Annotated in this window: 19 protein-coding genes; 5 read left to right on the top strand and 14 right to left on the bottom strand. The window is 65.6% G+C overall.

The window, feature by feature from the left end; translation table 11 throughout:
• Positions 1-15: 15 nt before the first annotated feature.
• Entirely contained in the window at positions 16-1,215 is a 1,200-nt protein-coding gene (locus GD627_RS01970) for an acyl-CoA dehydrogenase family protein (RefSeq protein ID WP_152271138.1), read from the bottom strand.
• Positions 1,212-2,831, bottom strand: coding sequence for a fatty acyl-CoA synthetase (locus tag GD627_RS01965; RefSeq protein ID WP_152271137.1), 1,620 nt, complete (start codon positions 2,829-2,831; stop codon positions 1,212-1,214). Before GD627_RS01965 ends, GD627_RS01970 begins: the two co-directional genes overlap by 4 nt.
• Positions 2,832-3,112: 281 nt before the next feature.
• On the opposite strand from GD627_RS01965, the gene GD627_RS01960 reads away from it, so the two are divergent.
• Complete coding sequence (locus GD627_RS01960) at positions 3,113-3,841, top strand: GAF and ANTAR domain-containing protein (RefSeq protein WP_152271136.1); 729 nt, start codon at positions 3,113-3,115, stop codon at positions 3,839-3,841.
• Between the two features lie 24 nt (positions 3,842-3,865).
• On the opposite strand, the gene GD627_RS01955 is transcribed toward GD627_RS01960, so the two are convergent.
• From GD627_RS01955 to GD627_RS01915, 9 genes are all read right to left on the bottom strand, one after another.
• The gene (locus GD627_RS01955) at positions 3,866-4,546 is read right to left on the bottom strand and encodes a CoA transferase subunit B (RefSeq protein ID WP_152271135.1); all 681 of its coding nucleotides are present in this window, start codon (positions 4,544-4,546) and stop codon (positions 3,866-3,868) included.
• The gene (locus tag GD627_RS01950; protein ID WP_152271134.1) at positions 4,546-5,328 is read right to left on the bottom strand and encodes a CoA transferase subunit A; all 783 of its coding nucleotides are present in this window, start codon (positions 5,326-5,328) and stop codon (positions 4,546-4,548) included. The genes GD627_RS01955 and GD627_RS01950 overlap by 1 nt, the downstream gene beginning before the upstream one ends.
• 29 nt (positions 5,329-5,357) lie before the next feature.
• Positions 5,358-6,290, bottom strand: coding sequence for a 3,5-dioxohexanoate:acetyl-CoA acetone transferase (gene kce / locus GD627_RS01945; RefSeq protein WP_152271133.1), 933 nt, complete (start codon positions 6,288-6,290; stop codon positions 5,358-5,360).
• Positions 6,291-6,319: 29 nt separating this feature from the next.
• On the bottom strand, positions 6,320-7,099 hold the full coding sequence (locus GD627_RS01940) for an SDR family oxidoreductase (RefSeq protein ID WP_152271132.1): 780 nt from the start codon (positions 7,097-7,099) through the stop codon (positions 6,320-6,322).
• A 40-nt stretch (positions 7,100-7,139) separates the two neighbouring features.
• Entirely contained in the window at positions 7,140-8,435 is a 1,296-nt protein-coding gene (locus GD627_RS01935; RefSeq protein WP_152271131.1) for an MFS transporter, read from the bottom strand.
• A 53-nt stretch (positions 8,436-8,488) separates the two neighbouring features.
• Positions 8,489-9,826, bottom strand: a complete 1,338-nt coding sequence (locus GD627_RS01930; RefSeq protein WP_152271130.1) for an MFS transporter — start codon at positions 9,824-9,826, stop codon at positions 8,489-8,491.
• Positions 9,827-9,841: 15 nt separating this feature from the next.
• The gene (locus GD627_RS01925; protein ID WP_152271129.1) at positions 9,842-10,732 is read right to left on the bottom strand and encodes an SMP-30/gluconolactonase/LRE family protein; all 891 of its coding nucleotides are present in this window, start codon (positions 10,730-10,732) and stop codon (positions 9,842-9,844) included.
• A 55-nt stretch (positions 10,733-10,787) separates the two neighbouring features.
• Positions 10,788-11,834, bottom strand: a complete 1,047-nt coding sequence (locus GD627_RS01920; RefSeq protein ID WP_152271718.1) for a LacI family DNA-binding transcriptional regulator — start codon at positions 11,832-11,834, stop codon at positions 10,788-10,790.
• Positions 11,835-12,060: 226 nt separating this feature from the next.
• Positions 12,061-13,185, bottom strand: a complete 1,125-nt coding sequence (locus GD627_RS01915) for a serine hydrolase domain-containing protein (protein ID WP_152271128.1) — start codon at positions 13,183-13,185, stop codon at positions 12,061-12,063.
• Positions 13,186-13,265: 80 nt separating this feature from the next.
• Between GD627_RS01915 and GD627_RS01910 the strand changes: the two genes are divergently transcribed.
• Positions 13,266-13,676 carry a VOC family protein gene (locus tag GD627_RS01910; protein WP_152271127.1) on the top strand — a complete coding sequence of 137 codons (411 nt, stop codon included), beginning with the start codon at positions 13,266-13,268 and terminating at the stop codon, positions 13,674-13,676.
• Positions 13,677-13,729: 53 nt separating this feature from the next.
• Here the strand turns inward: GD627_RS01910 and GD627_RS01905 are convergent, their stop codons facing one another.
• Positions 13,730-14,290: a GNAT family N-acetyltransferase gene (locus tag GD627_RS01905; protein WP_152271126.1), complete on the bottom strand. Its 561-nt coding sequence runs from the start codon at positions 14,288-14,290 to the stop codon at positions 13,730-13,732.
• A 49-nt stretch (positions 14,291-14,339) separates the two neighbouring features.
• A complete protein-coding gene (locus GD627_RS16720; protein ID WP_152271125.1) occupies positions 14,340-14,531 on the bottom strand; it encodes a hypothetical protein in 192 nt (63 codons plus the stop codon).
• Between the two features lie 174 nt (positions 14,532-14,705).
• Between GD627_RS16720 and GD627_RS01895 the strand changes: the two genes are divergently transcribed.
• Entirely contained in the window at positions 14,706-16,103 is a 1,398-nt protein-coding gene (locus GD627_RS01895; protein WP_152271124.1) for an MBL fold metallo-hydrolase, read from the top strand.
• Positions 16,104-16,164: 61 nt separating this feature from the next.
• Here the strand turns inward: GD627_RS01895 and GD627_RS01890 are convergent, their stop codons facing one another.
• Entirely contained in the window at positions 16,165-16,422 is a 258-nt protein-coding gene (locus GD627_RS01890) for a metal-sensitive transcriptional regulator (protein ID WP_146360189.1), read from the bottom strand.
• Between the two features lie 182 nt (positions 16,423-16,604).
• On the opposite strand from GD627_RS01890, the gene GD627_RS01885 reads away from it, so the two are divergent.
• Positions 16,605-17,141, top strand: a complete 537-nt coding sequence (locus GD627_RS01885) for a rhodanese-like domain-containing protein (protein ID WP_246165340.1) — start codon at positions 16,605-16,607, stop codon at positions 17,139-17,141.
• 70 nt (positions 17,142-17,211) lie between these two features.
• On the top strand, positions 17,212-17,967 hold the full coding sequence (locus tag GD627_RS01880) for a sulfite exporter TauE/SafE family protein (protein ID WP_152271122.1): 756 nt from the start codon (positions 17,212-17,214) through the stop codon (positions 17,965-17,967).
• The last annotated feature ends 36 nt before the right edge of the window (positions 17,968-18,003 follow it).

Here is an 18,003-nt window from a genome sequence, read left to right as displayed (position 1 = left end):
GGGACTTCCGGCGGGTCAGGCAAAGGCGCTGATGCCGGTGAGGTCGCGGCCGAGGATCAGCGCCTGGACGGATTCCGTTCCCTCGTAGGTATGCAGCGCCTCCACATCGGTCAGGTGCCGGATCACGTGGTTTTCCAGCAGGATGCCGTTTCCGCCCAGCATGTCCCGGGCCCCGGAAGCGATCCGCCGGGCGGCACGGGTGTTGTGGTACTTCAGCATTGAGGCCTGCGCGGGACGCATCCGGTCCGCTGCCTGAAGCTCGGTCACGGCCCGGCACTGCAGCTGCATGTTGGTCAGCTCGGCCAGCATCTGTGCCAGCCGTTCCTGCACCATCTGATGGGCGGCAAGGGGTTTGCCGAACTGGATCCGCTGCTTGGCGTAGGACAGGGCGGCCTCGAACATCGCCGTCGCATGCCCCAGGGCAGACCACCCGACGCTCACCCGCGTCTGGACCAGTGCCCGCGACACGTCCTTGAAGGAGCCGGCCCAGGGGAGGATGGCTTCCGGCCCCACTCTCACGCCGTCCAGGGCGATCTCCGCCTGGTGGATCGCCCGCAGGGCGCCCTTGCCGCCGATAACCCGGGCCGAGTAGCCCGGGGCGGACTGCTCTACGAGGAATCCCTTGACCTGCCCGTCGGCCTCGTCCCGCGCCCACACAATGGTGATGCCGCCGGACGCACCGTTGCCGATCCACTTCTTGTGTCCGGTGAGGATCCAGCCGTCTCCGTCCGGCCGGGCCGTGGTCTCCAGCGAAACCGCATCCGAGCCGTGGTCCGGCTCGGTCAGGGCGAATCCGCCCAGAAGCTCTCCGGAGGCCAGCGGCCCCAAATACCGGTCCTGCTGCTCCAGGCTGCCGAACAGGGCAAGGCTGCGCAGGACCAGGCCGCCCTGAACTGCTGCGGCCGCGCCCATCGACCCGTCGGCGCGGGAGATTTCCATGGTGACCAGTCCCGCAGCCAGCGGGGACATGGTTTCGTGGCCGGGGATCTGAAGACCGTCGGTGAGGAGATCGAGCTCGCCCATGCGGCGGACCAGATCCAGCGGATACTCCGCCCGGTCCCAGTGCTCGTTGATGCGGGGCAGCAGCTCGGCGGCGTATTGACGCGCCCGGTCCCAATGGGCACGGTCTGCAGCCGGGACGTCCGCCAGCGCGCCGAGGTAGTCAGTGCCGAGGGCTTCGGCCAGCTCGTAGCCGGTGGAGGGCTGCGCACTCATGCCTGAATCCCCTCAGTCCGGTCCGCGCGTTCGGCACGCAGCTCCCGTTTGAGCAGTTTGCCGGATTGGTTGCGGGGCAGTTCGGCAACGAAGTCCACGCGCTTGGGAACCTTGTAGTCAGCGATCCGTTTCCGGACGTGCGCCCGCACGGTCTCCGCCGTCAGCGAGGCGCCTTCCTTGAGGACCACCACGGCGGTGATGGCCTCCACCCACCGGTCGTCCGGCAGCCCGACGACGGCAACCTCGGCCACCTCCGGCAACTCGTAAATGCAGTCCTCGACTTCGCGCGGGGCGACGAGCACCCCGCCGGTGTTGATGACGTCCTTGATCCGGTCCACCACCTGGATGTAGCCCTGCGTGTCGCGTGTGACCTGGTCTCCGGAGCGGAACCAGCCGTCGGTGAAGGCCTCGTCCGTGGCTTCGGGCTTGTTCCAGTATCCGGCCAGCAGCTGCGGCGAGCGGTACTGAATCTCGCCCGGCTCCCCGGGCTCGGCTACCCGCCCGTCCGCAGTGACCACGCGCGCCTCCACGAAGTACACCGGCCGGCCGCACGAGGCAGGGCGGGCATCGTGCTCTTCGGGACGCAGCACCGTGCACAGCGGGCCGAGTTCGGACTGCCCAAAACAGTTGTAGAAACCGATTTTCGGGTAGCGGGAGCGCAGCCGCTGCAGCACGGTGACGGGCATGATCGAGGCTCCGTACTGCGCCTTGGTCAGGGAGGACAAATCGCGGGTCTCCAGCTCCGGGTGGTTGCTCAGCGGCACCCACACGGTCGGGGCGAGGAACAGCGAGCCGATGTGCTCCTCTTCCACCAGGCGCAGGATCTGCCCGACGTCGGGGCGCGCGATCAACCGGACGGCCGCCCCCAGCGAAAGGTACGGAAGGGCGAACACGTGCATTGCGGCGGAGTGGTAGAGCGGCATTGCGATGAGCGGGCGGTCCTCCGCCGTGAGATCCAGGGCAATGATCGAGGAGACATACTCGGCCACCAGGGCCGCATGCGTCATCATCGCCCCCTTGGGCGCCGAGGTGGTGCCGGACGTGTAGAGCAGCTGCACCAGGTCATCCCCCGCCACGGCCACCTCAACCGGCGCAGTGTCGGCCTCCGGATCCAGCGCTGTCTCCAACACCGAAAGACCGCTGCCGCCGGTGCCGGGGAAGATCGGCCACACCTGCTCAATCGCCGGGGCCCGGCCGGCAGCCCGAATCCCCTCAACGAGCGGCAGCAGCGCGTCGTCGGCTACCACCAGGCTCGCCCCGGAGTCCTCCAGGAGATAGCTGAGCTCGTCCCCCTTCAGGGCGAAGTTGACCGGCACATGGACCAGCCCCGCCTCGGCGCAGGCCAAAAAGAGGATCAGATAGGCATCGGAATTCGCACCGTAGGCGGCAACACGGGCGCCCGAGGGAAGCCCGGCGGCTGCCAGACGGCGCGCGACCCGGTGAACAGCGGCGCCGAGTTCCGCGTAGGTCCAGCGCCGGTCCTCAAACAGGAGCGCGGTCGCCGGTCCGTTGCGGGAGATAGTGCGTCGCAGCAGGCCGCTGACGGTGTTGGACGGCGTCCCCTGCACGGGCCCGGCGGCGGTGGAACTGTCAGACCTCGGGGGTCGTGTGTGCATGGTGCGGTGTTCCTCTCGCTGATCAGTAAAGCCGTTCCAGGAGGGCGGCGTCGGTTTATCAGCCGGCGCCCGGCCACCCGCCGGAGGACGATTCTTCGAAACAACCGCCCCACCTGTCACTAGTAGGATGTCCAACTATCTGGCTGTTGTCCAGATCACAGTTTGGCCTCTGCGGGTGACGGGGAAGGACCCTCCGGGACCGCCTCGGGGGACGGGAACGTTTTCGGTGCGCGCGGCAGGCCCCCCCCGGGCACGGATGCCCTTTTGGGTAAGCTGTTGCAATGACAGCCCTTACTCGTGGCACCTCAGTTGCGGCACAGCTGCAGCAACTCATTCTGGACAACCCGGGCATGGAGCTCTTTCTTGAAGCCTTCGCCGCGCAGGCCGCTGAACTTTTCAGCGACCCGGACCAACTGCTCTCCAGCATCACCCTGAAGCGGGACAAACGCGCCCAGACCGTGGCCAGCAGCAGCACTGAGGCCAATAAGCTCGATGAACTGCAGTACGGGTACGGCGACGGCCCGTGCCTCTACGCGGCGGAGAGCGGAGAGCTGACACTGGTGGCGGACACCCGCACCGGCTCCCGCTGGATCGAGTATTTCGAGGCCATCCATGGCCTTGGCTGCTATTCCATGCTCGCCGTGCCTCTGCTCATTGGCGACGACGGCGGCGCGGCCCTGAACCTCTACGGCAAGAGCACCGACATCTTCACCGATGATTTCGTGCGTGCCGTTGAGGACTATGCAACGGAAGCGTCCGTGACACTGCAGGTTGCCGTTCAGATCGCGAACCACAAGGACGTCAGCGATGATCTGCGCAAGGCCATGGAATCCCGCACCGCCATCGATGTTGCCGTCGGTATCGTTGCCGGACAGAACCGCTGCAGCCAGGAGGAGGCCTTTGGCATCCTCCGGCGGGCGTCCAGCAACCAGAACATCAAACTCCGCGAGCTCGCAGAACGGCTGGTTGAATCCGTGACCGCGGCCAAGGTGGCAACCCACTTCCGGTAAGGACTGCTCTGGCTACCGGAATGTTCACGGGGTCAACTCGCCCGTTCGGGTCAGGTGGACGTCGACGGCGAACTCGGCGTCAGTGGCGGCGCGGACATCCTCCACGGTGATGCCGGGGGCAAGTTCGCGCAGCACCAGGCCCTCGCCGGGAACAACGTCCAAAACCGCCAGATCGGTAATGATCCGGTTAACCACCCCGCGCCCGGTATAGGGCAGGGTGCATTCCCGGAGGATCTTCGGGCTTCCGTCCTTGGCGCTGTGCTCCATCAGGACAATGATTTTCCGGGCCCCGTGGACCAGGTCCATGGCACCGCCCATTCCCTTGATCATTTTGCCGGGAATGGCCCAGTTGGCCAGGTCTCCTCCGGCGGAAACCTGCATGGCGCCGAGGATGGCGGCGTCGATTTTCCCGCTGCGGATCATCCCGAAGCTCAGTGCCGAGTCGAAAGTGGAGGCTCCCCGCCGCAGGGTCACGGTTTCCTTGCCGGCGTTGATCAGGTCCGGATCAACGTCCGCATCCCGGGGATAGGGACCCAGGCCAAGGAGTCCGTTCTCGGACTGCAGAGTGATCTCGACGTCGTCGGGCACGTAATTGGGTACCAGGGTCGGCAGGCCGATTCCGAGGTTGACGTAGCTGCCGTCCTCGAGTTCCCGAGCCGCCCTGGCGGCCATTTCGTTACGGGTCCAGCCCTTATCTGCTGCCATTACTGCTGCTCCGTTTCGGTGCTCGTAGTGCGCTTTTCAATCCGCTTGGCATCCCGCTGCTCCGGGGAAAGGACCACCACGCGGTGAACGTAGACGCCGGGCAAATGAATGTCGTCCGGATCCAGTTCCCCGGGTTCTACGAGTTCTTCCACCTCGGCAATGGTGATCTTGCCTGCCATGGCGCAGAGCGGGTTGAAGTTCCGGGCCGCACTGTGGAAAACCAGGTTTCCATGGCGGTCCGCCTTTGCGGCCCGGACCAGGGCGTAGTCGGTGACCAGCGCCTCTTCCAGGACGTATTGTCCCGCCTTGCCGTCTACGGTGAACTCCGCCGTGGGTTTGGGCGGCGAGGCTACTGCCACGGTGCCGTCGGCGTCGTACTTCCACGGCAGCCCGCCGTCGGCGATCTGCGTGCCGACCCCGGTGGCGGTGTAAAACGCGGGAATGCCCGAACCACCGGCACGGAGGCGCTCGGCGAGGGTGCCCTGCGGCGTCAGTTCCACTTCCAGTTCGCCGGCGAGGTACTGGCGGGCGAATTCCCGGTTCTCGCCGACATAGGAGGCGACGACGCGGCGGACCCTGCGGTCCGCAAGCAGCAGCCCGAGCCCCCAGTCATCCACGCCGCAGTTGTTGGAGACAAGTTCCAGATCCCCGGTCCCCTGCTCTTTCAGGGCGGTGATCAGTACCGCGGGTATTCCGCAGAGCCCGAAACCTCCCACGGCCAGTGAGGCGCCGTCCGGGATGTCGGCGACGGCGGCACCGGCTGAGCTGTAGGTCTTATCCATGCCGGAAGCCTCCCGGTTCGGCGGCGGTCCTAGAAGCCAACATTGTTCTGCCCCTTGAGCTGCAGCATTTCGCGGGCTTCGTCAGGGGTGGCAATGTCAAAGTTCAGCGCCTCCAGGATGGTGCGGATGCGGGTGACCTGCTCCGCGTTGGATGCGGCCAGCTGGCCGGGTCCGATCCACAGGGAATCCTCCAGGCCCACCCGCACATGGGAGCCCATGGCTGCGCCGATGGTGGCAAGCGGCATCTGGTTCTTGCCGGCACCGAGGATTGACCATTGGTAGTTGTCGCCGAGCAGCCGGTCGGCGGTCCGGCGCATGTGCATCAGGTCCTCGGGATGGCCGCCGATTCCGCCGAGCAGCCCGAAGACCGACTGCACAAAGAGCGGCCCGCGTGCCAGACCCCGGGCATGGAAGTGCGCCAGATTGTTCAGGTGCGAAATGTCGTAGCACTCGAATTCGAACCGGGTGCCGTTGGCGTTGCCGATCGTAAGGATGTTCTCAATGTCGGCAAAGGTGTTCTTGAAGACCAGGTCCCGCGATTTTTCCAGCCCTTCGCGTTCCCATTCGTGCTGGAATTCGGAGAACCTCTCGAGCATCGGGTAGAGGCCGAAGTTCATTGAGCCCATGTTCAGGGAGGCCAGTTCCGGTTTGAAGGTAGAGGCGGGCAGCATGCGCTCCTCCACGGTCATGTGCGGGGAACCGCCCGTGGTGATGTTGATGACCGCGTCCGTGTTGGCCTTGAGCTTGGTCAGGATGGGCTCGAAGTGTTTAGGCTCCTGGGACGGACGGCCGTCCTTGGGGTCGCGGGCGTGCATGTGAACAATCGCGGCACCGGCCCGGGCTGCACCGATCGCCGCTTCGGCAATTTCGTCCGGGGTAACCGGCAGGTGCGGAGACATGGAGGGGGTGTGGATGGCTCCGGTGACGGCGGAGGTGATGATGACTTTGCGCTTAGTGGCCATGAGGGGTCCTTTTGCTGGTGGAGCAGCGGTTAGTAAAGCTTCTCGGTGTTGCCGTCGACGGCCATCGCCTGGCCGTTGACGTTGCGGGCCAGATTGCCGGCCAGGAACACGGCCATGTTGGCGATGTCTTCGGCCTGGACCAGGCGGTTCAGGGAGGACTGCCGGTGGTAGAGGTCGGAGACTTCCTCCACCGGGCGGCCCAGCATGGCGGCCTTGGCGTCGATGACGGCGCCGATGCGGGGTCCGTCGACGGCGCCCGGGCAGATGGCGTTGACCCGGATGCCTTCCTCGCCGAGTTCGATGGCCAGGGTTTTGGTCAGCCCCACGACCGCCCATTTGGATGCCGAGTAGGGGCTGCGGCCGGCCATGCCGAGGCGGCCCGCCGCCGAGGAGAGGTTCACAATGGCGGCCTGCTCAGCCTGGCGCAGCAGCGGCAGGGCATGCTTGATGCAGTAGAACTGGCCGTGCACGTTGACGTCGAACGTGGTTTTCCACGCGCCGGCGTCGAGGGTTTCGATGGGGCCGGTGGGGCCGGCAATGCCGGCGTTGTTGACCAGTACATCCAGTCCGCCCAGTTCCGCGGCGACGGTACCCATGAGGGTGCGGACCTGGCCTTCGTCGGAGACGTCGCTTACGGCGGCGGAGAATCCGGCTGTGCGGGCGGCGTCAACGGCTGCCTGATTGATGTCCGTGACGAAGACGGCGGCGCCGAGTTCCTTGAAGCGGGTGGCGATGGCCAGGCCGATGCCTGCGGCCCCGGCGGTGACGAGAACCTTGCGGCCGGTGTAGTCGAGTCCTGTGGAATCCACGGGTCATGCTCCTTTGTGGTGGATGGTGTGGGGATGGTTTTTAGTGCGCGGCAACTGCGGCTTTGGCCGGGTCTTCCGCTCCGCGCTTGAGCGCGCGGGTGAGTACCGCGCCGATGGCGCACATGGCCACAATGAACCAGAGGCCGGAGACCTTCGAACCGGTGACGTCCTCCATGAAGCCCATAATGTAGGGGCCGAGGAAGCCGCCCAGCAGGCCCACGCTGTTGACGAAGGCGATTCCGCCGGCCAATGCGGCGCCGGAAAGCCGGGTGGCCGGGTAGGTGAAAAGGATGGGCTGCAGGGCGAAGAAGTTGAAGGCAGCCAGGCAGAAACCGATCATCCCGAGGATCGGTCCGCCCACGGCACCGAGGGTGAAGCCTGCGACAATGCCAACCATCGTGCAGGTGGCGATGAGGCGCGAGCGCGAGGCATTGGTGGCCAGGCGGGGCAACAGCAGGGCGCCGATCGCGGAGAAGATCCACGGAACGGAGGTCAGCAGCCCAATCTGGATGGAGCCCAGTTCACCGTAGCTGCCGATGATTGAAGGGAGGAAGAAGCTCAGTGCGTAGACGGCAATCTGGTGCGCGAAGTAAATGCCGACCACCAGCAGGATCTGTTTGTCCTTGAGCACGTGGCGCAGTTTGGAGTTACCGGACGCCTCGGCGCCCGCCTGTTCTTCGGCCAGGATCCGGGCCTCAAGGTCTTCAGCCTCTGCACGGGTGAGGAACTTGGCATCGGTGGGCTTGTCCGGCAGGTATTTCCAGACGAAGAAAGCCAATACGCAGGCCGGCAGGCCTTCGATAATGAACATCCACTGCCAGCCGTGCAGCCCGCCGAGACCGTCCAGGGTCAGGAGAGCGCCGCCCAGGGGTGCACCGATGATATTGGCCAGGGAGACGCCGAGCAGGAACATGCCGTTCGCCTTGGCCCGGTCCTTGACCACAAACCACTGGGTCAGGAAGTAAATGACACCGGGGAAGAGCCCCGCCTCCGCTATGCCCAGGAGCATGCGCAGGATGTAGAAGGACCATTCACCCTGGACCAGGGCCATGCAGGCGGACAGGATGCCCCAGGTAATCATGATCCGCATGATCCAGAAGCGTGCCCCGACCTTATGCATGATCAGGTTGGACGGGATTTCCGAGAGGGCATAGGTCAGGAAGAACAGCCCGGCACCAATGCCGTAGGCCGTGGCGGATATTCCGAGGTCAATCTCCATCCGGTCCTTGGCCATGCCGATGTTGGTCCGGTCCAGGAACGCCATGACGTAGGCAGCGATCAGGAGCGGCATGACCCGCCGGAAGATGAGCTTATTGATGACGGCTTGCGGCCTCATTGCCGTGCCTTTCGTGGTGGAGGGTTGAGAGGAATGGGGTGCGGGACCGTGGCTCATGGTGCTGCCGGCTCCTGCGTTTTCTGGTGGGAAGTACCCGAATCACTGCGGGCGAAGAGCTGAAGGACGACGCCGAGCAGGGCAAGCCCGGCCATGACCAGGAAGCAGAGGACATAACCGGCGCGTTCTTCCCAGCCGCCGCCCAGCGCGATCAGCTGTCCCATGAGAACGGGGGCGATGCCGCCGCCGATGAACATGGCCGTGGTGACAATGCCGTTGGCGGTGGAGGTGGCCCCTTCCGGAGCTGCGTCCGAGGCTGCCGCGTAGTAGATGGGCCACACGGCGTTGGCCACCAGGCCGAACGCGAGCTGGATGATGACCACCAGCAGGGAGGTGGTGGCGAAGTAGAAGGTAGCCACGGAAGCAGCCATCCACACGCCGCAGATGACAATGGTGATTTTGCGGCCGATGATGTCCGACAGTGTCGGCCAGATGATCTGGCCCAGGATGCCGGTCACGGCAAAGACCACGCTCAGGCCGGCGGACTCTGCAAGGGAAAGGCCGACGACGTTGAACAGGTAGGCAGGCAGGACCGTGTTGATGCCCATGTACACAATCTGCGTGAACATGGTGGTGCCCGCCGTCAGGGGGATGCTGCGCACGCGCAGGGTTTTCTTCAGCAGGCCCTTGGGGCGGGCAACCTGGGGATCGGCTAGTTCGGGCGGTGTGAGGCCCTTGGCTTTGATGTCCGCATAGAGGGTCTCGATTTTGTCCGGGGTGGAGTACTTGCCCCAGAACAGCATCAGCGGAATGGCGATGAACAGGGCCAGGAACAGGGCGTAGGACCAGTTTTCCGGGCCAAAGACCGAGATCACCACGGCGGCCAGGAGCCCGGAGAGCAGGGATCCGATGGGGTAGCCGGTGTGGTGGGCACCCAGCGCGAATCCGCGGCGTTCCTTCGGCCACCATTCAGCGGTGTTGCTGACGCCTACCGGCTCGGCCCAGCCTGCGCCGAGGTTGACGCCAACCCGCAGCGCCACGAAGGCGGCGATGTTGTGGCTGATGAACTTGAAGCCGGAAATGAAGGACAGCGCGGCGTAGCCGATGACGAGCGGCACCTGGAAGCGTGCGCGCTTCCAGCCGCTGCCGTATTTGTCGCTCATGGCGGATCCGGGAATGGCCATGACGGCCAGCGCCAGCATCACCACGGAGGCGATGCCGCCCCAGGCTTCGGCGGAGAGGTTGAAGGTCTCGGAGATGGTCGGACCCAAACGCAGGATGATTTCCCGGTCATAGGCGTTCAGGATCCAGATCAGCCAACACACCAGCAGGGACACCCAGGAGTACTTGTGGACGGACTTCAGGGACAGGCGGGAGCTCGGGTTAGAAGACATTTGGGGGCTTTCTGCTCAGGCGCCGAAGCGGGGCTCGGCCAGTCCGCGGACGCCCAGTCCGGACACGGCGAAGAGGGATCCGCGCTGCTGGCCGTCGGCGGGGAAGCGGGGCAGCGGCGGTTTGGCCATGGACGTGACGAACAGGGTGTCCAGGTCCGGTCCGCCGAAGGCGAGGCTGGTGACCTTCAGGACCGGTGTATCGATGACCCGGTCAACCGCACCGTCCGGCGCATAGCGGATGATTTTTCCGCCGTAGACCAATGCCTGCCAGAGGTAGCCGTCGGCATCCACGGTGGCACCGTCAGCTGCTCCGCCGGAGCTGGTGTCAACGGAAGCAAAGGTCCGCCGGTTGGACGCCTGACCGGTGCCCGGATCGTAGTCATAGGCCCAAATGAGTCCGGTCCAGGTGTCGCTGAAGTAAAGCGTGCGTCCGTCTGGGCTGAAGCAGGGGCCGTTGGAGACCACAATGCCGTCGTCGAGGGTGTTCAGCTGCCCTTCCGGGGTGTAGCTGTACAGCCGTCCGCTGGCCTGTTCCTCCAGAGTGTCCATGGAGCCGAAGACAAACCGTCCCTGGCGGTCCACCTTGCCGTCATTGAGCCGGTTGTTCGGCAGGTCCGGTTCGGGGTCCACCAGGAGTTCCTGCTCGCCGGTGGCGACGTCGATCCGGTGCAGCCCGCTCTTCAGGGCAGCCAAGAAGAAGCTGCCGTCACGGGACACTGCCATGGAACCGATGGGTTCGCCGACCTCCCACGAGCGCAGCTCCCGGCCGTCATGCGTGGACCGGAAAATCCGCCCGTCCGCACTGTCGATCCAATGCAGCCGCTGGGATTCCCCATCCCAGACCGGACCTTCGCCCAGGGTGGTTTTAATGTCGAGCAGCACCTCTATGCGGGGTGATTGGAGCATGGCTGTATGGCCCTTCTGGCAGGGGGGAAGTGAGGAGTTGGCTGGCGAGCGGAGGTCAGGCTGCAGGCGGGTCCGGCGGCGGGCAGCCGCAGCTGGTGCCTAGGTGGATACGGTGGGCGCAGACCGCGTGCGCGTAGGTTGTACGGGGGCTGGTGATCTGGTTCAGCAGTAGTTCAAAGGCGCGTTCCGCCATCTTCTTGACCGGCTGCACAATGGTTGTCATGCCGATCAGTCTCGAGCGGCTATGCGGCAGCCCATCGCTTCCGACGACGGCGACGTCGGCCGGGATGCGCAGGCCCAGGGAGAGTGCGTGTTCCATTACCCCGATGGCAATCTCGTCCGAGCCGCAAACGATCGCCTGAGGCGGATCAGCCGAGCCGAGCAGTTTTTCGGCGGCAACCAGTCCGCCGTGGGAATTGAGCCTGGTGCTGATCTTCCGGTCCCCGGAAATGATTACCCCTGACGCGGCCGCCGTGCGGACGAATGCCTGTTCCCGGGCAAGGGATGCGGTGGAAAAGCGGGGGCCGATAACCGTGGCAATTTCGCTGTAACCGTGGCTGAGAACATGAGCCATCAACTGGCTGGCTGCTGCGTCATCGTCTATTCCCACAAAGTCACCCGGAATATGCTCCGAGCGGCGTGAAAGATAGACGTAGGGGATGCGTTTTTGCCGCAGCGTGCGCAGCGCGCGGGAATCTTCCCGGAGCGCGGCCGCAATGATGACCCCGTCCACGTTGCGGGCCGCGAAAGTCGATGCGACCTGGGCCAGGGATTCGGCATCGTCCTGGGTGGTGGCGACGAACACCTCGAAACCCTCGGCTGCCGTGACGGTAATGATGTGCTCGGCCCAGCCCGTGTACATCTGGTTGACGATATTGGGGAGGATCAGTCCCACCACACGTGTGAGCGTTGCTAAGTCACCGGCTCCGGTCGGACGAAAGCCTAGTTCGGTCGCAGTTTTCAGCACCTCTCGGCGGGTTTCGACGGAAACACCGGGGCGGCCGTTCATGACGTAGCTGACCGTGGCGGGAGAGACTCCGCAGGCTCGGGCGACGGCGGCTGCGGAGACTTTAGCCGTCCGCTTCGGAACCGCGGACTGCACCGGGACAGTGGTCTCACCGGACACGGCTCCCCCTTTCGCGGTTCTGCGGTCACCAGTGTGATGAGCGCCACTGGGTCTATTAGAGGGTACGCCGCAAATATTAAGCAACGTTAAGTTGTTATGCGCGGATCCATCCCTTGGTTCCCGGCCTACGAAAACCTACAGAAGCCCGGAATCAGCGTGGCTGCACTTAAGGGCGGTTAATGGTTTAGGGGTGAAAATGCCCCTACGGACTTTGTCGCAGGGCCCCGAACGGCTTCCAGAAAAAGCCGAAGTCATCCTGCGGACCCGCCATGAACCGCTGCGTGAAAATGACCCCGATATCGCCGTTTGGATACACCGCGGCGCTGGTGCCGGAACCGCCGGCCCATCCCCACATCCCCGGTTCGGACCAGGAGGCCCCGGGCCCGGTCTGCACGGCGGTCATGAACCCCCATGATTCATCCGGGCCGACCATCTCGGCGAGGCCTTCCCGCTGCGGGGACGTGAGCTGGTTCTCCGTCATCTGCTCCCGCAGCCCGGCCGGCAGCACGGCGTCGTCCGCCAGTTGGGCCAGAAAGCTCAAATAGTCGGGCACGGTGGACACCAGCCCGCCGGCCAGGGATTGAAACAGCGGCGGGGAGGCGAGCGCATCCCGGTAGGAAACCGCTTCCCGCAGTTCGCCGTCCACCGCTTCATAGACGGTGGGGAACAACTCCTCACCTGTGGGGAAGCCGGTACCGGCCAACCCGAACGGCTTACTGATCCGTTCCTCCACCAATTCCCCTACTGACGCACCCGCAGCCTTCGCCACCACCACCGAGAGCAGGTCCGCGCACGAGTGGTACATCCAGAGATCCCCCGGCTGATGAGCCAACGGCAGCCGGGACACCCGCTCCACATACTCCTCCGGGGTCACCTCCGGCGGGTTGGGTCCCCACAGCAGGTCACGAGTGGCCGCGGCGTAGGGGGTAGGAGCGAAATCGATGCCGAGTCCCGCAGTGAAGGTCAGCAGGTGGCGCAGGGTGATGGGACCGCGGGTGGGAACGGAGACGGTGAGCGGCGCATCCGGCGTCGCAAGCACGCGCAGGTGCCCGAGCGCCGGCAATAGGCGGGAAACGTCCTCATCCAGATCCAGCGTTCCATCCGCCACCAGGCTCAACGCAAGGGCGCCGCCGAAGAGTTTGCTCAGCGAGGAGATACGGAACGGCGTGTCCTCCGCCATCGGCTCGGACCGCCCGAAATCCAGCGAACCGGCGGCAAAAAACTCCGTCTGCCCGCCAATCCGGACCCCGGCCACCAGCCCGGGGCACCAGCCGGACTCAACGGTCTCGGACAGCATGTCCCACAGCGGTGCGCCGATACCTGGCATGCCTCCACTTTCCGCCGGCGGTGACGGGGAGTCAACGGGCACGGGTCCTGCCGACGGCCCGGCTATGTATGCTGTGCGGCATGACGGCGCCCACGGTTTATCTGCTTTTCCCGGGAACAGCGCGCGAAGCCCTCTCCTTCTACGCAGGGGTGTTCGGCGGCGACCTGTCGCTGCACACCAATGCGGATTTTGGCAGCGGGGGTGCACCCAACGCCATTGCACACGGAGCCCTCAACGGCGTTGTGACCCTGTCCGGCGCAGACGCCGCCCTGCATGAGCAGAGTATCCAGCTTCAGGGCCTGATGCTCTCGCTGCTCGGAACCGCTGAACCGGCACGCCTGCACGAGTGGTTTGACCTCCTCTCCGTAGGCGGCCGGATTGTGGACCCGCTCGGGCCCAAGCCGTGGGGAGCCTCGGACGGGCAGGTCATTGACCAATACGGGCTGCATTGGCTGATCGGATATGAACCGGTGCCGGAGGAGAAAGAATGAGCGGCCGCGTGTACGCGGCCTGGCGGACCTTCCGGCTGCGCCGGCACCGCAGGTTATAGCCCCCTGACTGCGGCGTAAATCAGCATGTCCCGGCGCTGCCCGGAGATTTCCATGTAGCTGCGCAGCAGTCCCTCACGCTCGAATCCGGCATGTTCTGCGCTGCGGAAGGACGCGGCGTTCCATGGTTCGATATACAGCTCCACGCGGTGCACCTCCGGAATACTCCAGGTGAATTCCAGCAGCGCCGAGAGCGCCTGGGCAGCCAGACCCGCTCCCCGGGCGCCCGGCACCACGGCGTAGCCCGCCTGGGTGCGGCCCTGCTGCAGTTCCCACCCCCACAGGCCAATCTGCCCGACGGCGCGGCCCGTGGCGGCGTCGGCAATGGCAAACGAGTAGCCGCTCCCCCGCACGTGCATATGCCGCTGGCGTTCCAGCCAGTCCAGCGCCTGCTCGTGGGTTGCCCGCGCCGGAAGGCTGCCGACCGTAGGGATGTAGGTGTCCTGGGCCAGATCCATCGCCATCCCGGCGTCTTCGTCCCGGAAGGCACGCAACCGGATGCTTCCGCCGGCGGGCGCGGCCGCGGGCCACGGGGAAATGCCGGAACTGGTTTCCATGGGCCCAGCCTGCCACGACGAGGCCTCCGTGTCCCGGAGGCCCCGGCCACTACTTGCGGCCGAACAGCTTTCCGAGCCAGCCGGCGCCGGCAGGCTGGGCACCGACGGCGGGCTTGCCGGCACTTGCACTGCAGGTGCAGCGCTCACCCTTAGGCACGTTCCGCATCACCTGGTCCACGTGGTTGCCGCATCCTGCCCAGGTGGTCTTTCCACACTTCCTGCATGTAGCTGCCCTGCACATTTGTTCGAACTCCGTTTCGGATCGGGGAAAGTCTTTGTTCCATCATCCTGACAGGTACCCCCCGGGGTATGCAAAGACACGTCCGGCTGGTTGCAGCTATACCCCCATGGGTATTACCGTTGAGGCAGATCAGATACCCCCGGGGGTGTCCACCCGCAACCAAAAGGAGACAACATGCTGCTCGAACGCATCTATGACGAGGACCTGGCCCAGGCGAGCTATTTCATCGGCTGCCAGCGCAAGGGCGAGGCAGTGGTGGTGGACGCCCGCCGGGACATCAGCACCTATCTGGAATTCGCCGCTGCCAACGGCATGCGTATCGTGGCGGTGACGGAAACCCATATCCACGCCGACTACCTCTCCGGCACGCGGGAACTGGCCGCTGCCACCGGCGCCGAAATGTACGTTTCCGGCGAAGGCGGAGAGGACTGGCAGTACCGCTTCGCGGCGGAGCGCCTGCATGACGGTGATGCCATCAGCGTCGGCAACATCACGCTCAAGGCCGTACACACCCCCGGCCACACGCCGGAACACCTGTCCTTCCTGATCACCGACGGCGCTTTCAGCAAGGACCCCGGCTACCTGCTCTCAGGCGACTTCGTCTTCTCCGGCGATCTGGGCCGCCCGGACCTGCTGGACGAGGCTGCCGGCGGCGTGGACACCCGTTTCGAGGGCGCCAAGCAGATCTTCCGCAGCCTGCAGGAGAAGTTTGTTACCCTGCCGGACCATGTTGCCGTCTACCCGGGCCACGGTTCGGGCAGCGCCTGCGGCAAGGCCCTCGGCGCGTTGCCGTCCACCACTGTGGGCTACGAACGGCTTTACGCCTGGTGGGGTCCGTACCTTGAAGCCGGCGACGAGCAGGGCTTTGTGGACGAGCTGCTCAACGGCCAGCCCGACGCCCACGCCTACTTCGGCCGGATGAAGCGTGAAAACCGGCAGGGCCCTGCCGTCATGGGCGAGCGCCCCGAGCTGGAAGAACTGTCCGCCGACGACGTCGTCCGCGGTCTCGAGCAGGACAGCATCACCTTCGTGGACACCCGCCCGCACAAGGCAGTGCACGAGGGTACCGTGACCGGATCCGTGAACATCCCGGCCGGCAAGAAGACCGCCAGCTTCGGCGCCTGGGCCGTGGATCCCGAAACGGACGAGCGCCCGCTGGTGCTGCTGGCCAACGACGCCGCCGCCGCCCGCGACATGCGGGACCATCTGGTCCGCGTGGGCATCGACAAGGTAGCCGGCTACACCACCAGCCTGGACGGACTGCCGACGAGTATGCCGCAGCGGATCAACCCTGAGGACCTGGAGAACTTCGACGCCGCACTGGTGCTGGATGTCCGCAACAAGACCGAGCACAGCGCCGGACACATCCCCGGATCGGCTCAGCTCAGCGCCGGCCGGGTGCTGTGGAACCAGGACCAGCTGCCCGCCGACGGCACCATTGTGACCTACTGCCAGAGCGGGGTGCGCAACTCCGTGGCCGCCAGCGCACTGCGCCGGGCCGGCTTCGACGTCGTCGAACTTGTTGGCAGCTACGCCGGCTGGTCTCAGTGGAAAGCCGGACAGCCCGCCTAAGTCCGGGCATACAAAAAAAGGGGGTGCCCCGCATCGCGGAGCACCCCCTTCACCGCGCCCGTCAGGCCAGGGAGAGGAAAAGCTTTTCCAGGTCCTTCTTATCCATGGAGCCGTCCTCACTCATCAGACACTGTTCCAGTCCCGCAGCGATAATCGCGAATCCGGCCTTATCCAAGGCCTTGGAGACGGCGGCGAGCTGCGTGACGATGTCCTTGCAGTCCCGGCCCTCCTCGAGCATCCGGGTGACGGCGGCCAGCTGACCCTGGGCACGCTTGAGCCGGTTAACCACGGGGGCAAGTTCGGTGTTATCGAGCTGCATGGACACTCCTCAGTAGATTCTCCGCCCAGTATACCCCCGGGGGTTTATTGGACACGGTGACTGGCGCCCCAAACCGCACAAAAACCAAAGCACCACAACAGCAACACAACCATAAGAAATGAGACCCCATGGCCTCCGCACTTCCCTCCGTATCCGAACTCGACGCCGCCGAGCTGGTGGAAATGGCCGGCAACACTGAAGATCTGGTCATCATCGACGTCCGCTCGGCCGCCGAATTCGAATCCCTGCACATCCGCGGCTCCTACAACGTGCCGCTTCCCCTGCTCTCCGAGCACACCGGCCGGCTGGCCGAGCGCCTCGGCAGCCGGGTGGTGCTTGTCTGCCAGTCCGGCGTCCGCGCCGAACAGGCCCGAGGGCATCTGGCCGGCGCCGGCGTCGACGGCGCACTGGTCCTTACCGGCGGCGTGCCCGCCTTCGCCGCGGCCGGCGGCGACGTGGTCCGCGGCGCCCAGCGCTGGTCGCTGGAACGCCAGGTCCGCATGGCGGCCGGAAGCCTCATGGTCACAGGCCTGGCCGGAGGCCGGTTCGTCTCCCCCAAGGTGCGGCTCCTCGCCGGTGCCATCGGCGTCGGCCTGACCTTCTCTGCCGCCACCAACACCTGCGCCATGGGCCAGGCACTGTCAAAGATGCCGTGGAACCGGACCGCTGCTGAGCCGACCGCCCAGTCAGCCATCAGCCAGCTTCCGGCTGCCCGCTAGGCCTCCCTCCGTCCGGCGGCCCGTTTCCCGGCGGGCCATCGCCACCGCACCAACCTAAGGACTGCCCACCATGACCGTGTCCCTCGCGGCAACCCTGCTGCTCTCCGTGCTGATCGGGCTTTCGCTCGGCCTGCTCGGCGGCGGCGGGTCCATCCTCACCGTTCCGATCCTGACCTACGTGGCCGGGATGAGCCCCCGCGAGGCCATCGCCTCGTCCCTCTTCGTGGTCGGCGCCACCTCGGCCGTCAGCGCCGTCGGCCATGCCCGCAAGGGACGGGTGAAATGGCGGACCGGCCTGCTCTTCGGAGCCGCCGGCATGGTGGGTGCGTTCGGCGGCGGGCTCCTCGGCGGGCGGATTCCCGGAACCATCCTGATGATCGCGTTTGCCCTCATGATGGTCGCCACCTCGATGGCCATGATCCGCGGACGTAAAAAGGTCACGCCCGGAGGCGACGGTGAACTCCGCGTTGGCAAGGTGATCATCGAGGGCCTGGTGGTTGGACTGGTCACCGGCCTGGTGGGCGCCGGCGGCGGCTTCCTGGTGGTCCCGGCACTCGCGCTGCTGGGCGGATTGTCCATGCCGGTGGCCGTAGGCACCTCGCTGGTGGTGATCGCCATGAAGTCCTTCGCGGGCCTTGGCGGCTACCTCACCACCGTGTCCCTGGACTGGCCGCTGATTGCAGCGGTCACCGTGACCGCCATCCTCGGCTCCCTCATCGGCGCCCGGCTCGCCGGACGGATTCCGGAAGCTGCACTGCGGCGCGGGTTCGGCATCTTTGTCCTGGTCATGGGCCTCTTTGTCCTGGCCCAGGAGCTGCTGCCCTGATCCGTCTGATAAAAGGGCCGGCCGGGTACGGCCGGC

Origin of the sequence: Arthrobacter yangruifuii, from assembly GCF_009192775.1 — a bacterium.
GTDB classification, from domain to species: Bacteria; Actinomycetota; Actinomycetes; order Actinomycetales; family Micrococcaceae; genus Arthrobacter_B; species Arthrobacter_B yangruifuii.
This window is presented reverse-complemented; position numbering and strand designations above follow the sequence as displayed.